This is a genomic window from Candidatus Margulisiibacteriota bacterium (assembly GCA_041650855.1).
Taxonomy (GTDB): domain Bacteria; phylum Margulisbacteria; class WOR-1; order O2-12-FULL-45-9; family XYB2-FULL-48-7; genus JALOPZ01.
This window is the reverse complement of the sequence record JBAZKJ010000002.1, coordinates 264,195-278,784: the sequence shown is the minus strand read 5'-3', so window position 1 is coordinate 278,784 and position 14,590 is coordinate 264,195. Positions and strand designations below refer to the sequence as shown.

Here is a 14,590-nt window from a genome sequence, read left to right as displayed (position 1 = left end):
TTTCGATTTATCATTTCTGCAACGCCATGATGATCGCGGTCATGCTTAAAAGAAAACAGACGATGTAGATCGACATGACCGCTTCCCGCTGGGTCAAACCTGCCCGCAACAATAAATGGTGAATATGCCGGTTGTCCGCCGCCAGCATGCTTTTCCGCTCTTTGAGCCGGCGGACGATCGCAAAGGCCGTATCAAAGATCGGCACCCCCAGGATCAGGATCGGGATGATCAGGGCGACGACCAGGGTCGTCTTAAAGACCCCGACGATCGCCGCGGCGGCCAGAACAAAGCCGAGGAAGTAGCTGCCGCTGTCCCCCAGAAAGATCGAGGCGGGATTAAAATTGTAACGGAGAAAACCGAGCGCCGCGCCGGCGATCGCGACCATCAGCAAGGCGGCGCCGAACTGGTGGGTCCGCAAGGCGACAAAAAAGAGCGTCCCCGCCGAGATCGCCGTTACCCCGGCGGCTAAACCGTCCAGGCCGTCGATCAGGTTGACCGCGTTGGTCATGCCGACCAGCCAAAGCAAGGTCAAAGGGACCGCGATAAAACCGAGGACGAACGGGCCGTCGAAGGGATTGGAGATATAGGTGATCGAAACGCCAAAGTAGATCGCCACCCCCGCCCCGATCACCTGCCAGGTTAACTTGGTCAACGGCCGCAGCCCCCGCAGATCATCGGTCAGTCCGGTCAAAAAGACGATCGAGCCGCCCAGCAGTACCCCAATGATCGGTTTCGGGTTAATGTGCGCGCCCTGGCTGAAAGCGATCAACAGGCCGACCAGCACGGCAATAAAAAAACCGGCAAAGATCGCCACCCCTCCCAGGCGCGGGATCAAAGCGGTGTGCACTTTGCGCTCGGACGGCTTGTCCATCGCGCCGAGACCGGGGGCAAAACTTCGCACCATTGGAGTAAACAAAATGGTTAAAACCAAGGCGATCAAAAAGGTGAGCAGGAACGTGAGCATTACGGGCTTACATTATAACAAGAATTGCCAGGAGTGTCAAACCTGTGCTAATATCCCCCTGTCATGGTTAACCAGGCCGTGCAGCAGATCCTGGCGCTCGAAAAACGGGCCCGGGAGATAGTTGAATACGCGGAAAGAGACCGCCTCAACCTGCTGGCCGCCGCGCACCAACAGGCCCAGGAAGCCGGCGAAAAGGCCGAACAGGAAGCCAGGACAACCGCCGCCCGATCGATCGCCACCGCCCAACAAGAAGCCGAACGGACCAAGGCCGAGCTCCTGGCCCGGAACCACAGCGAGGTCGAGCAGCTCCGTCGGCAAATAACCCCCAAACTCGAAGAGGCAAAACGGTTATGCCGGTAGTGCCGATGGCCAAAGTGGCCGTGTTCGGCCATCTGGCAGTCAAAGAAAAGGTTCTCAAAGCGCTGCAGCGGCTCGGCGCCGTGGAGCTTATTGCCCCGGCCGCCGAACAGCCGGCGGCGGAAAGCTCCCCGCTGGAGCTGGAACTGAGCGAACTGGAGTTCGCCATCAAACTGCTCGACTCGGTCGGCGGCCGCAAGAAAAGCTTCATCGAAAGTTTCGCCCCGTATAAAGAGCCGGTCGCGCCGCAAACGCTGGAAAACGCCGCCCGGGAAACGGATTGGCGCGGGCTGGTCGCCCAGCTCAAAGATTATGAGGCCCGGCTGGCTAATTTGCAAAAGCTGACGGCTACTCTCCGCTCCGACAGCGAGCTGCTTTCCCCGTGGCAGGCGCTGGAATTGCCGCTGGACCAGTTGGTCTGCACCACCTATTGCTGTTTTCTGACCGCCGTGGCCAAGACCCGGAATTTGTCTCGGCTCCAGGCGAAGATCGCCGCCGCCGCTCCCGCCTCGCTGCTCCAACCGGTCCACACCACCAAAGACCGGGCCTATTTGCTGATCGTTTACCCCGCCTCCTCCGCGGCGGCTTTCCGGCAATTATTACGGCCGCTCGCGCTGGAAAGCGTCAACCTCCCGGCCACTCCCCGGCCGCCCAAAGCGGAGATCGCCGAGCTGCGGCGGCTTTTGGCCGAAGCGCTGGAAGACCAGGCCAGGATCACCGGCAAGATCCGCGAACTGCTCCGGCACCAGACCTCGCTCACTTACGTTTACGATCACCTTTTCCAGCTCCACCTGGCGGAACTGGCCGCCCGGAAACTGGCGCAAACCGAAAAGACCTTCCTGCTGACCGGCTGGGTCGCGCGCCAAACGCTCCCCAAGCTGGCCGCCGAGCTGGACCGGCTCAGCCCGCTGACGGCGCTGCAAACGACCGACCCGACGCCGGGCGAGATCGTCCCCACGCTGATCGAGAATCCGCCGCTCTTTTATCCCTTTGAGTTGATCACCCGGATCTTCGGCCTGCCGGCGCAGCATGAGATCGATCCGACCGGGCCGCTCTCGTTCTTTTATCTCTTCTTTTTCGCGATCTGCCTCTCCGACGTCGGTTACGGGCTCCTGCTCGCGCTGGGCGCTTACTATTATCTAAGAACGCTGACCTTGTCGGAAGGCGGAAAAAAACTGCTGCTGCTCCTCCTCTGGGGCGGGGTCTTGACGATCTTTGTCGGGATCGCGACCGGCAGCTACTTCAGCATCGATATCAAGCAGCTGCCGCCGCTGCTGCAAAGATTACAAATAATCGACCCGATCAAGAACCCGCTCAATGTCCTGCTCATGTCGCTGGCGATCGGCGTGTTCCAGAACCTGGCCGGCATTGCCATCTCGTTTTATTGGAAGGTCAGGAACCATGAGTACCTGAACGCTTTTTGCGACGACGCGCTCTGGATATTCTTCTTATCCGTCCTGGTCGGTTACGCGGCGGCCAGCGCGCTGGGCGCGCCGGTCGGCGGGCTCTTCGCCCGGCTCGCGCTGGTCGGGGCCTTGCTGCTGGTCGTGACCCAGGGGCGGAACGAACCTAACATTATTAAAAAGGCGATCAGCGGCCTCCTGAGCCTCTACCGGACGACCAGCTACCTAGGCGACACCCTCTCCTATTCCCGCTTGCTGGCGCTGATGATGACCACTTCGATCATCGGCATGGTGGTGAACATCATTGCCGGGCTGACCCGCGACAGCGTGCCGGTCGTCGGCTACTTGCTGATGGTCGTCATCCTGATCGGCGGGCATCTCTTCAACCTGGTCGTTTCCGTGCTGGGGGCGTTCATCCATGCCGCCCGCCTCCAGCTGGTCGAATTTTTCGGCAAGTTCTATCTCGGCGGCGGCCGCGAGTTCAAGCCCTTTCGCCAACAAACGCGTTATGTTATCATCAAATAAGGAGGAGAAATCATGGACATTGGCATAAGTTTCGCGATCGGTGGCGCCGCCTTCGCGGCCTTTCTGGCGGCGGCCGGTTCCGCCTGGGGCATCGCGGTGGCGGCCGAAGCGGCCGGCGGCGTCTTGACGGAAGATCCCGATAAGTTCGGGCGGCTCCTGGTCCTGGTCGCGCTGCCCGGCACCCAGGGGTTCTACGGTTTTCTCGGCGCATTCTACATTATGATGAAGATCAATCTGCTCGGCGGCGGGCTGCCGGTCTCGCTCTCGGCCGGCCTGCAGCTCTTCTTTGCCGGATTACCGGTCGGGATCGCCGGCCTGGTTTCGGGCTATTATCAGGGCCGCGCCGCCGCGGCCGGCATTTTCCTGATCGCGAAAAGACCGGAAGAGACCGGCAAGGCGATCATCCTGCCGGCCATGGTCGAGACCTACGCGGTGCTCGGCCTGCTGGCGACCATCCTGCTCGTTTCGGGGATCAAATTATAAATGGGTTTAGCGGAGATCGAACGGCAGATCATCGCCGAAGCGGAAGCGGAAGCCGCGCGGATCAGGGGAGCGGCCGCAGCCGAAGCCGCCCGGATCGGAGAAAACGCGGCGGCCGCCGCCGCCCGGATCGTTAAAAAGATCGAGCAGGACGCGGCGCGCAAAGCCGACGAAGCGAAGCAAGCAATCCTGGCGCCGGCCAGATTGCTGGCCAAACGCCGGCTGCTGGAGGAAAAACAGCGGCTGCTGACCGAGGTCTTGCGCGATCTACCGCCCGAGAAGCGGGAAGAAAAAGAGATCGCGGTGGGGAAATTCCTTTATGGTTGAATTCGTTTACGCCGTCGGCCGGATCAGGGCGCTGGAGGCCGGAATGCTCGACGCGGGCCGGATCATCAGGATGGTCGACGCGCCCGACCTGGAAGCCGCTTATCACGTCCTGCGCGAATTGCCCGCTTACCTGCACGAAACGGAAGCCTTTGATTTTGAAAAGCTGCTGGCCGACGAACTGGCGGAAACCTTCGACCTGTTGGCGAAACTGAGCAACGGCCACGCCACGCTCCGGGTCATCAGGCAAAAACACGATCCGGCCCTTTCGCTGGAAAACTATCTGACCTTGCTCGCCGCGACCGCCCGCCGGCATCCCCTTCCGCTCTTTCGCCAATACGCGGCGAGTTACATAACCCTGCAGCGGATCAAGCTCGGCTTGCTGGAAGGCCGCCTGGACCCCGAAGAGCTAATCGCCCGCTACCGGTACTCCGACCTGAAGCGGCCGGTGACCGCCGGCCTGGAATATTACCGGCAGCACGGGACACTGTACGCGCTGGAGCGGGAGATCGATAATTACCTGATCGGCCAGGTCCAGCGCGCCCGTTATCTCGCGTTCGGCCTGGAACCGCTGATCGGCCACGCCCTGGCCAAAGAGAACGAGATCAAGATCATCCGTTTGATCCTGACCGCCAAACGGCTGCGGGTCGGCAGTGAAGAGATCAAAGAGAGGCTGCGTTTACCCTATGTCTAGGATCGCCCTACTCGGCCCCAAAGCGCTGGTCGATCCGCTGGCGGCCGCCGGGATCGATGTTTTCCCCTGCGATTCGACGCCGGAAAGCCAGCGCACCCTCGCCGCGCTCGGCGCCGGCGGCCGGCATGAGATCGTGCTGCTGACCGAACGCTACGCCGCCGATCTCTCGCCGGAGATTGCGGCCGGCGAACAGCAAGGCCTGAACATCCTGCTGATCCCGGACCACCGCGGCAGTACCGGACTCTACCGGGAACAGCTCGATCAGTTGGTCCGCAAGGCGACGGGAGCCGCTTTATGATCAAGGAAGTCGCCGGTCCGCTGGTCGTCGCCAAGCTGGACAACGCCCGCAAGGGGGAAATGGTCCGGGTCGGGACCAAAAGACTGATCGGCGAGATCCTGGAATTGCGCGGCGATCTCGCTGCGATCCAGGTTTATGAAGAGACCGCCGGCCTGAAGATCGGCGACCCGGTCGAGCAGACCGGCGAACCGCTCTCGGTCGAGCTCGGCCCCGGCCTGATCAGCACGATCTTTGACGGGATCCAGCGGCCGCTCGGCGCGATCAGGGAAAAGTCGGGCGATTTCATCGGCCGGGGGATCGACGTCCCTTCCCTCTCCCGGGAGAAAAAATGGCCTTTTGTCCCCTTGCTAGCCGCCGGCGCCGCGGTCGCGGCCGGCGATATCCTCGGCACGGTCCAGGAGACCGCACTGATCAGCCATAAGATCATGGTCCCGGCCGGACTGGCCGGCAAACTCGACGAGATCAAAAGCGGCGAGTTCACGATCATCGAGCCGATCGCGGTCGTCGGCGGCAAGCCGGTCGTGATGCTGCAAAAATGCCCGGTCCGCCGGCGCCGGCTGCTGGCGGAAAAAAAGCCGGTCAGCACGCCGCTGGTCACGGGACAGCGGATCATCGATACGCTCTTCCCGCTCGGCAAAGGGGGCGCCGCCTGCGTGCCGGGGCCGTTCGGCGCCGGCAAGACGGTGATCCAGCACCAGCTGGCCAAATGGGCCGACGCCGACCTGATCGTTTTTGTCGGCTGCGGCGAGCGCGGCAACGAGATGACCGACGTCCTGCTCGAATTCCCGCGGCTCAAGGACCCGCGCACCGGCCGGCCTCTGCTGGAGCGGACCGTCCTGATCGCCAACACCTCCAATATGCCGATCGCCGCCCGCGAAGCGTCGGTCTACACCGGCGCGGCGATCGCCGAATACTTCCGCGACATGGGCTACAGCGTCGCCCTGATGGCCGATTCCACCTCCCGCTGGGCCGAAGCGCTCCGCGAAATGTCGGGCCGCCTGGAAGAGATGCCGGGCGACGAAGGATATCCCGCTTACCTCGGCTCGCGCCTGGCCGATTTTTACGAGCGCGCCGGCTGCGGCCGCTGCCAGGGAAAACCGGAACGCGACGGCGCGCTGACGATCATCGGCTCGGTCTCCCCGCCCGGCGGCGACCTGTCGGAACCGGTCGTCCAAAACACCTTGCGGGTGACCAAGGTCTTTTGGGGGCTGGACGAGAACCTGGCGCACAAGCGCCATTTCCCGTCGATCAACTGGCTCCTTTCCTATTCGCTTTACCTGGACAATCTGGCCGATTACTACAGCCGGGAGATCGCGGCCGATTTCGCCGCCGTGCGGGAAACGGCGCTGAAACTGCTCGCCGAGGAAGCCGAACTGGAAGAGATCGTCCGGCTGGTCGGGCTGGAAGCGCTCTCGCCCAAAGAGCAGCTCGTCCTGCTGGTCGCCAAATCCCTGCGCGAAGATTTTCTCTACCAGAGCGCTTACGATCCGGTCGACCAGTATTCGTCGCTGACCAAACAATATTCGATCATCAAGAACATCATCCAGGTCTACCGGCTGGCGGACCACGCTCTGGCCGAAGGAGCGGCGCTCGCCGCGATCAAGGAGCTGGAGTTCTGGGGCCGGATCGCCCGCGCCCGTTTGGCCGCAGAGCCAGAGATCGCCGGTCTGGAAACCGAGATCAAGGACGCGTTTTACGCTTTAAGAAGCAAGGTGGCACATGGTAAAGATCGCTGAGATCGCCGGACCGCTCCTCCTGGCCGAAGGGGTCAGCGGCGCGGCGTACGATGAACTGGTTGAAGTGCGGCTGCAGTCGGGCGAGGTCCGCCTCGGTAAAGTGCTGGAGATCAAGGACGATAAGGCGCTGGTCCAGGTTTTCGAAGGGACCGACGGTCTTGACCTGAAAACGGTTGAGCTCCGGTTCCGGGGCCGCGGGCTTGAGCTGAAAGTCGCCCCCGACCTCCCCGGCCGGATCTTCTCCGGCCTCGGGCGGCCGCTCGACGGCGGGCCGGAGGTCATCCCGGAAAAACGGCTCGACATCAACGGCGAAGCGATCAATCCGGTCGCCCGCGATTATCCCGACGACTTTATCCAGACTGGCATCTCGACGATCGACGGCCTCAACACCCTGTCGCGCGGCCAGAAACTGCCGATCTTTTCCGGCGCCGGCCTCCCCCACGCCCGGCTCGCCGCCCAGATCGCCCGCCAGGCTAGGGTTTTGAAGGAGGGCGAATCGTTCGCCGTCGTCTTTGCCGCCATGGGGATCACCTACGAAGAAGCGGAATTTTTTATCAGCAGCTTCCGGCTGACCGGGGCGCTGGAGAACTCGGTCCTGTTCATCAACCTTGCTTCCGACCCGGCGATCGAGCGGATCGCCACGCCGCGGCTCGCCCTGACCGCCGCGGAATATCTCGCTTTCGAACGGAACATGCACGTGCTCGTCATCCTGACCGACATGACCAATTACTGCGAAAGCCTGCGCGAAGTATCCGCCGCGCGCCGCGAGGTCCCGGGCCGCCGCGGATATCCCGGGTACCTCTACACCGACCTGGCCACGCTGTACGAGCGCGCCGGCCGGATCAAGGGGAAGCCCGGCTCGATCACCATGATCCCGATCCTGACGATGCCCGACGACGACAAGACCCATCCGATCCCCGACCTGACCGGCTATATCACCGAGGGACAGATCATCCTCAGCCGGCCGCTGGAGCGCAAAGGGATCTATCCCCCGGTGGACCCGCTCCCCTCGCTCTCCCGCTTGCGCGATAAGGCGATCGGCGCCGGTAAGACGCGGGAAGATCACCCGGACGTCGCCAACCAGTTGTTCGCCGCCTACGCCCGCGGCCGCGAGGTCCGGGAGCTGGTCGTGATCCTGGGCGAAGCGGCCCTCTCCGAGATCGACCGGCAATACCTCGCGTTCGCCGACCAGTTCGAAGAGCGCTTTATCCGCCAGGAACTCACCGAGAACCGCCCGATCGCCGCGACGCTGCAGATCGCCTGGGAACTGCTCAATCTGCTGCCGCGCACCGAACTGAAGCGCCTCAAGGACGAGATAATCGACAAATATGCGCATCAGGGTTAATCCGACCAGGATGGAGCTCCTCCGCCTCCGGCGGCGGATCGCCCTCGCCCGCCGCGGCCATAAACTGCTCAAGGACAAGCTCGACGGCCTGGTCCAGCGCTTCTTCGGCATCAAGAACGATTTTCTCGGCCTGCATAACACGCTGGAACCGGGATTAGCCGCGATCTTCCTGAAAACGGTCATGGCATCCGCCCTCTCGGAACCGGCCGCCTTTGCCCCCGGCGGCGAACCGGCAACCGTCCGCCGGACCAGCCGGAACATCATGGGGGTCAGGATCCCCCAATATGATTTGCAGATAACCGGCCGGCCGGTCTATAATGATTTACTGGCGAGCGTTGAGCAGAAAGAGGCGCTGGATAAGTTCCGCGCCGCCCTGCCGGAACTGGTCAGGTTGGCCGGTCTCGGCCAGGCGCTCCGGCTGATCGCCGTCCAGATCGGCGAGACCCGGCGCCGGGTCAACGCGCTGGAATACGTGCTGATCCCGGAGCTGGAACGGAACGCCCGGAGTATCATGATGAAACTGGCCGAGCAGGAACGGAGCACCCGCGTCGTCCTGCTCAAATTATCCAAGGAGGGGCGCTAATGCAGGAAATGATCAAAAAAGAATTGCACGACAGCATCGAGACCAAGCAGCAGGTCGTTAAGACCCTGGTCCCCGCGATCGAAAAGGCTGCCCGGCTGATGATCACCGCGCTGCGCGACGGCAAAAAGATCTTCTTTTTCGGCAACGGCGGTTCCGCGGCCGACGCCCAGCATCTGGCGGCCGAGCTGATCGGCCGTTTCCAGAAAGAGCGCCGCGCCCTGCCGGCCATCGCCTTAACGACCGACAGCTCGATCCTGACCGCCCTCGCCAACGATTACGGTTTTGACGTCGTTTTTGCCCGGCAGATCGAAGGCCTGGCGCAAAAAGGCGATCTCGCTTTCGGCCTTTCCACCTCCGGCAATTCCCGCAACGTGCTGGCCGGCTTGAAAAAGGCCCGGGAGCTGGGCTGCAGAACGATCGGGCTCCTCGGCTGCGACGGCGGCCAGATCGCGGGCAGCGTCGACCTGGCGGTCACCATCCCCTGCCGCGCCACGCCGCGGATCCAGGAAGCGCACATTACCATCGGGCACATCCTCTGCCAGTTGATCGAACAGGAGCTCTTTCCGGGCCAATGAAGAGCGGAGCGATCGTCGTCACCGGCGGGGCCGGTTTCATCGGCAGCTGTTTCGTCCAAAAGCTGAACCGCGCCGGGGAAAAAGAGCTCATCGTCGTTGACGAAGCCGGCGCCGACGCCCGGTGGGGTAATCTGGCCGGCAAGCAATACGTCGATTACCTGGACAAGGCCGGTTTCATCAAGCGGGTGGCGGCGGAAGAGCTGACGACCGCGGTCAAAGCGGTGTTCCACATCGGCGCCTGCTCCTCCACCACCGAGCAGAACGCCGCCTACCTGAAAGATAACAACCTGGAATATTCCAAGACGCTGGCAACTTGGGCTCTCCACCACGGCGTCCCTTTCTTTTACGCCAGTTCCGCCGCGACCTACGGCGACGGCGCCCAGGGATACAGCGACGCCGAAGCGGCCATCCCTACTCTCCGGCCGTTGAACCTGTACGGGCAGTCGAAGCAGGATTTCGACCTCTGGCTGCTGGAGAACAAATTGACCGGCCAGGTCGTCGGCTGGAAATATTTTAACGTCTTCGGCCCCAACGAATACCACAAGGGGGAGATGCGGAGCATGGTCCTGAAGGGGTACGAACAGGTCAAGCGGGAAGGCAAGCTCCGGCTTTTCAAATCGCACCGGCCGGACTACCGCGACGGCGAGCAAAAACGCGATTTTGTCTATGTGCAGGATGTCGTCGACCTGATGTGGGAGTTTTATCGCCACCCCGGAGTTAAAGGGATATTCAACGTCGGCGCCGGGGCCGCCCGCAGCTGGAACGACCTGGCCAAGGCGATCTTTGCGGCGCTCAAACTGCCGGTCCGGATCGAATACATCGACATGCCGCCCATCCTGCGCGATAAATACCAATATTTTACCCAGGCCGACCTGGCCAAGCTGCGGAAGACCGGGCTGCCGGTCAAGATCACCCCGCTGGAAGCGGCGGTCGGCGATTATATCGTCAACTACCTGGAAAAAGGGAATGCCCGGTTCTGACCATGCGTAAACTTTTTATTACCGGCGGCAGCGGCTGCGTCGGCCATTACCTGCTCGACCTGCTCGCCCCGAACCAGGATTACCAGTTAAACCTCCTGGTCAGGAACCCGGGAAAACTCCTGTTCGATCCGGCCAAATTCCGGAACATTAACATCATCAAGGATGACCTGGTCAATATCAAAAAGCACGCCTCATTATTAAGAGAGATGGACGCGGTCATCCACCTGGCGGCGGACTGGGCCGGCAACGAAGGGAATTTTGAGTACAGCCTCCCTCTCTTTGAGGCGCTCGACCCGGAACAATGCCAAAAAGTCCTCTATTTTTCCACCGCCAGCATCCTGGGACCGGCCGGAGAAGCCGTCCATCAGGCCGAGACCCAGGGGACCCATTACATCCGCGGCAAGTATTACATGCATATGATCCTGCCGCGGCTGCCGATCTACCGGAACGTCGTCACTCTTTTCCCGACCTGGGTGATCGGCGGCGATAAAAACCACCCCTACTCCCACGCCGCCAGCGGCCTGCGCGGGATCAGGCAGTGGCTCTGGCTGATCCGCCATTTTACGGTCGACGCCAGTTTCCATTTCATCCATGCGGCTGACATTGCGGTGATCGCCGCCCATCTGCTGGAGCATCCGGCTAAAGAAAACGAGTATATCTTGGGGAACCAAGCTTTGACGGCAACGGAGCTGATCGAACAGGTCTGCGCCTACTACGGAGTAAAGAGCGGACGCCAGCTCACGATCAGCCTGCCGCTGGTCAAAACTTTAGCCGCCCTGACCGGGCACAAACTGCACAGTTGGGACCGCTATTGCTTTGAGCGGAAACATTTCACTTACGATACCGTCAACGCGGCAAGTTTTGGGCTGAAAAGTACGCTGCAGACGATCCCCCAGGTCATGAAAGACATCGGCGCATAAGAATAGCCATGAGAAAACACCTTACTTTTGCCTTTTTACTTTTGACTTTTGCCTTAGCAGCCTTTGCCCAAACGCAGGTTCTCTTCTCCCCCAAAGGCGGCTGCACCGACGCCATCGTCAACCAGGTCAATGCGGCCACCAAGACGATCGACATCATGATGTACTCTTTCACCTCCCGGCCGATCATCCAGGCGCTCGATAAAGCTAAAGCGCGGGGCGTTAGCATCAGGGTCTTGCTGGACAAAGGACAGAAAACGCAAAAATATGGTAAAGGGCGCTATCTGGCTAACCGCGGTATCATCGTTAAATACGATACCGGCAGAGGATTAATGCACAACAAGGTCGGGATCTTTGATGGCAGGGTAATGTGCACTGGCTCATTCAACTGGACGGCGCAGGCGGAAAATAATAATGCGGAAAACCTCTTATTAATCGACGACCCCGCCCTGATCAAACAATACCAGGCTCGTTTCGCTCAGCTTTGGACCACAGGCCAAGCAGCAGGGCTCGGTCCTGATCGTTAAGCCTTAACGCCAGGAGCGTCCCCAGATAAACCAGCAAGTAGACCGGGACAATGACCGGCAATCCTTTAAGCGCCAAGCCCCGCACTACGATCCCGCCCGTCAGCATGGCCGCGATCGGTTTCCAGAGAAAAAGGCTGTAAGGGGTAAAACCGACGATCCGCCACGACTGGTATAAACGGAGCAAGTTGACCGCGACGATCCCCATGGCAACCGCCGCCGCCGCCCCGACCACCCCGTGACCGGGGATCAACATCACGCCCAGGAGTAGGACGATCACCAGGTAAACGACCTGGTTCAATAAACTGAGCCAGCTCCGGCCGGTCATGTTGATGATCACCTGCGTGGCGCTGGTGCCGTATTCGAACAAATAACCGAGCGAAACGATCACCAGCGCGGCCGCGCCGCCGGTGAACCCGGCGCCAAACAGCTGCATTACTTCGGCCGGATAGACGAGGAAAAAGAACGACAACGGCAGCGTCAACATGAAGATCCAGCGGGTGATCGCCTGATAGACCGTTTTTAACGTCGCCATGTCGCCCGCCGCGTATAACTGGGAGACCAGCGGCCGGAAAACAAAGTTCAGCCCGGTCAGGATCACCTGCGACAGGGCGGCAACCTTGAGCGCGACGCCAAAAACGCCCAGGTCGGCGACCGCCAGGAAAAAGCCGGTAATGATCACGATCAATCGTTCACCGCGCGCCAAGTTGAGCGGCAGGAACGGCAACGAATAAAGCAGGACGCTCCCTTTTTCCCGCCAAGTTAGCCGGCCACGGAAAAACTCTCTCCCCCAGAGCCGGTTGACGATCAGCAGGCCGACAACGAGCAGGGCGACGCCGACCGTCAGTTCGGTCCCCACCAGGGCCAATGAAGCCAGCCCGGCCAGACTTAACGCCATTAAGGTCAGCAACCGGACCAGCGGACGAAAAATATCGCCGTAAAGGATGCCGGGAACGATCTGGAAACGGCCGACACAGTATTTATAAAGAACGGGCCAGAATAAGGCAAAGGGAATAATCAGGGAAAACAGGCGGAGCAGCCAGACCAGATCGGTCTTATGAAAGTAAGAAGCCAGGGCCGGAGCGAAAACAAAAAGCAGCCCGCCCAGGACTAAAGCATTGACCATAACGAAACCAAGCACAAAGCGAAAGAGCGGCAGCGAACTGTTCCGCCCTTTCTCCGTTTCGTATTTGGGGGTAAAATAGATTAGTCCCTGCCCCGTCCCCAGGTCGGCGAACTCGCTCAGCAAACTGGCGATCGAGAGCGCCCAGTAGTAAGCGCCCAGCAGCGCGGCGCCGAGCCAGTGCGAAGCAAAAAAGAGAAATAAGTAGGAAAGGGAATAGCTGGCCGCGTCGCCCAGCAGGCTGAAAGCCCCGCCTTTAGCGACGAGTTTCAGCTCTTTCATTTGGCGACCACGATCAGCGCCTTGCGTCCTTCACTGATGTTCTCTTTGCTGCCGGCCCAATCGTGGATCGCGTTATAGGCAACATTGTATTTGTAACGATACCCTTTTCCCCGTTTCGTCCCCGGATCGTTAGTGATGAATTCCTCCTTGCCTTCGTCATAACCGATAAAGACCAGATAGTGGTAAGCCGGTCCCGGTTGACGATAATACTTGTTCCCCAATAAGCGTCCCGCCATCGGCGCCAGTACCAAGTCTCCAGTCCCCAGAACCCCTTTAATATCTTCAACACCGAACTTATAAACGACCCGGTAATTCTTGAACCGGTAATATTCGCGAAGTAAGGCCGCCGCTTTGGCCGCCGTCAGGTCGTGATGGCCGCCCCAGCGTTTAACCTGGTAGCTGACCAGCCCCAGTATCTCCCGGTTCCCCGCTTCTTTCTCGATCGGGTATCCCTTCGCCCAGTGAACCGCCATGATCAGCGCCGCTTCTTCGCACGCGTCCTGCCACGGCTGGGCCCAGTTGGCGAACGGCGCCTGGCAAAGGAAAGGGACCTGGAGTTCGACCCGTGGCGGCAGCGCGAGCGATTTTGTCGTTGCTAACGCGCAAGAAGTTAAGCAAAGCAGGAAAACGATTATTTTCTTTGTCATTAAAAAATAGCCCCACGGGGAATCGAACCCCGGCCTCGGCCTTGAGAGGGCCGCGTCCTAACCGTTAGACCATGGGGCCATGTCAGGTTATCAGATTATCAGAATATCGCCGGGAATTCAACCCGACGCCGGCCAAGGCCAGGAGCAAGAGCCAGGAAAGACCTGTTTGCCTAATTATCCGGTTTTTGCGGAGGAACCGCCTTGATCCGTTCCATTTCGTCCTCCAGCTCCATCATTTTGATCTCGCGCCCGACCGTCAGATCATAAAACTCCTGGAGTTCCGCGACTTTTTTGGCGAGTTCCGCCGTCCGCTCCTGGACCTTGCTTTCCAAGCTCAATTTTTCTTCATATAATTCCCGGGTCCGTTCGACGACTTTTTTCTCCGATTCAAGCTTGGCCGCTTCCAGCTGCTGCGTCCGGTCCAGCACTTTCTTCTCCAGTTCGAATTTCAGCTGCTGCAGCTCTTTGACCCCCTCGTCCAGCTGCCGGTTGGTCAGGAAGAACAAACGCGCACAGACCAAAACGAACACCGCCCCCCAAAAAAAGACCTGCGCGACCAGGCTCTTTAAGTCGATCAACACCCAGCCATTGATCAGGTACAGCTCAAAAAAGAGATAGCCCAACAAAAAGAAAGCGACCAGTACGCCCAGCGTCAGCCACCAACCGGTAAACCTTTCCCGGCCGAAAATATTCCAGGACGTCCAAAAGATCGTGATCGAGCTGATGAACAAGCAGATCCCGGCCGCCACGCAAATAATATTGAATAGTTCCATCCTGTCCTCCCTCCTTTCTCTCAGCTGCTTTTTATTATATCATTATTGCCGGATCCCACG

17 protein-coding genes and 1 tRNA gene are annotated in these 14,590 nt (G+C 60.2%); 13 read left to right on the top strand and 5 right to left on the bottom strand.

Annotated elements, in window-relative coordinates; genetic code table 11:
* Positions 1–10 precede the first annotated feature (10 nt).
* Positions 11–964 (bottom strand): MraY family glycosyltransferase, encoded by a 954-nt coding sequence (locus WC529_06155; protein MFA5113856.1) that lies wholly within the window; start codon positions 962–964, stop codon positions 11–13.
* A 63-nt stretch (positions 965–1,027) separates the two neighbouring features.
* Here WC529_06155 and WC529_06150 point away from each other — a divergent pair, with 63 nt between their 5' ends.
* The 13 genes from WC529_06150 to WC529_06090 are packed head-to-tail and all read left to right on the top strand — an operon-like array spanning position 1,028 to position 11,708.
* Positions 1,028–1,324, top strand: coding sequence for a hypothetical protein (locus WC529_06150; protein MFA5113855.1), 297 nt, complete (start codon positions 1,028–1,030; stop codon positions 1,322–1,324).
* A complete protein-coding gene (locus WC529_06145; GenBank protein MFA5113854.1) occupies positions 1,315–3,249 on the top strand; it encodes a hypothetical protein in 1,935 nt (644 codons plus the stop codon). The genes WC529_06150 and WC529_06145 overlap by 10 nt, the downstream gene beginning before the upstream one ends.
* Positions 3,250–3,261: 12 nt before the next feature.
* Positions 3,262–3,732, top strand: a complete 471-nt coding sequence (locus WC529_06140; protein ID MFA5113853.1) for a V-type ATP synthase subunit K — start codon at positions 3,262–3,264, stop codon at positions 3,730–3,732.
* Positions 3,733–4,056, top strand: coding sequence for a hypothetical protein (locus tag WC529_06135; protein ID MFA5113852.1), 324 nt, complete (start codon positions 3,733–3,735; stop codon positions 4,054–4,056).
* Positions 4,049–4,747 carry a V-type ATPase subunit gene (locus WC529_06130; protein MFA5113851.1) on the top strand — a complete coding sequence of 233 codons (699 nt, stop codon included), beginning with the start codon at positions 4,049–4,051 and terminating at the stop codon, positions 4,745–4,747. Before WC529_06135 ends, WC529_06130 begins: the two co-directional genes overlap by 8 nt.
* Entirely contained in the window at positions 4,740–5,045 is a 306-nt protein-coding gene (locus tag WC529_06125) for a V-type ATP synthase subunit F (GenBank protein MFA5113850.1), read from the top strand. The genes WC529_06130 and WC529_06125 overlap by 8 nt, the downstream gene beginning before the upstream one ends.
* Positions 5,042–6,781 (top strand): V-type ATP synthase subunit A, encoded by a 1,740-nt coding sequence (locus WC529_06120; GenBank protein MFA5113849.1) that lies wholly within the window; start codon positions 5,042–5,044, stop codon positions 6,779–6,781. Before WC529_06125 ends, WC529_06120 begins: the two co-directional genes overlap by 4 nt.
* Positions 6,765–8,126, top strand: a complete 1,362-nt coding sequence (locus WC529_06115; GenBank protein MFA5113848.1) for a V-type ATP synthase subunit B — start codon at positions 6,765–6,767, stop codon at positions 8,124–8,126. Before WC529_06120 ends, WC529_06115 begins: the two co-directional genes overlap by 17 nt.
* The gene (locus WC529_06110) at positions 8,110–8,709 is read left to right on the top strand and encodes a V-type ATP synthase subunit D (protein MFA5113847.1); all 600 of its coding nucleotides are present in this window, start codon (positions 8,110–8,112) and stop codon (positions 8,707–8,709) included. Before WC529_06115 ends, WC529_06110 begins: the two co-directional genes overlap by 17 nt.
* Positions 8,709–9,284, top strand: a complete 576-nt coding sequence (locus tag WC529_06105) for a D-sedoheptulose 7-phosphate isomerase (GenBank protein ID MFA5113846.1) — start codon at positions 8,709–8,711, stop codon at positions 9,282–9,284. Before WC529_06110 ends, WC529_06105 begins: the two co-directional genes overlap by 1 nt.
* Entirely contained in the window at positions 9,281–10,264 is a 984-nt protein-coding gene (gene rfaD, locus WC529_06100) for an ADP-glyceromanno-heptose 6-epimerase (protein MFA5113845.1), read from the top strand. Before WC529_06105 ends, rfaD begins: the two co-directional genes overlap by 4 nt.
* A 2-nt stretch (positions 10,265–10,266) precedes the next feature.
* Entirely contained in the window at positions 10,267–11,184 is a 918-nt protein-coding gene (locus WC529_06095) for an NAD(P)-dependent oxidoreductase (GenBank protein ID MFA5113844.1), read from the top strand.
* Positions 11,185–11,192: 8 nt separating this feature from the next.
* Complete coding sequence (locus WC529_06090; GenBank protein MFA5113843.1) at positions 11,193–11,708, top strand: phospholipase D family protein; 516 nt, start codon at positions 11,193–11,195, stop codon at positions 11,706–11,708.
* Here WC529_06090 and WC529_06085 read toward each other — a convergent pair.
* The 4 genes from WC529_06085 to WC529_06070 all read right to left on the bottom strand — a co-directional run bounded on the left by WC529_06085 (position 11,635) and on the right by WC529_06070 (position 14,530).
* Positions 11,635–13,110, bottom strand: coding sequence for a polysaccharide biosynthesis C-terminal domain-containing protein (locus WC529_06085; protein MFA5113842.1), 1,476 nt, complete (start codon positions 13,108–13,110; stop codon positions 11,635–11,637). The genes WC529_06090 and WC529_06085 overlap by 74 nt on opposite strands.
* Positions 13,107–13,757 (bottom strand): C39 family peptidase, encoded by a 651-nt coding sequence (locus WC529_06080; GenBank protein MFA5113841.1) that lies wholly within the window; start codon positions 13,755–13,757, stop codon positions 13,107–13,109. Before WC529_06080 ends, WC529_06085 begins: the two co-directional genes overlap by 4 nt.
* A 7-nt stretch (positions 13,758–13,764) precedes the next feature.
* A tRNA-Glu gene (locus WC529_06075) sits at positions 13,765–13,836 on the bottom strand.
* A gap of 91 nt (positions 13,837–13,927) precedes the next feature.
* On the bottom strand, positions 13,928–14,530 hold the full coding sequence (locus WC529_06070) for a hypothetical protein (protein ID MFA5113840.1): 603 nt from the start codon (positions 14,528–14,530) through the stop codon (positions 13,928–13,930).
* Positions 14,531–14,590 lie beyond the last annotated feature (60 nt).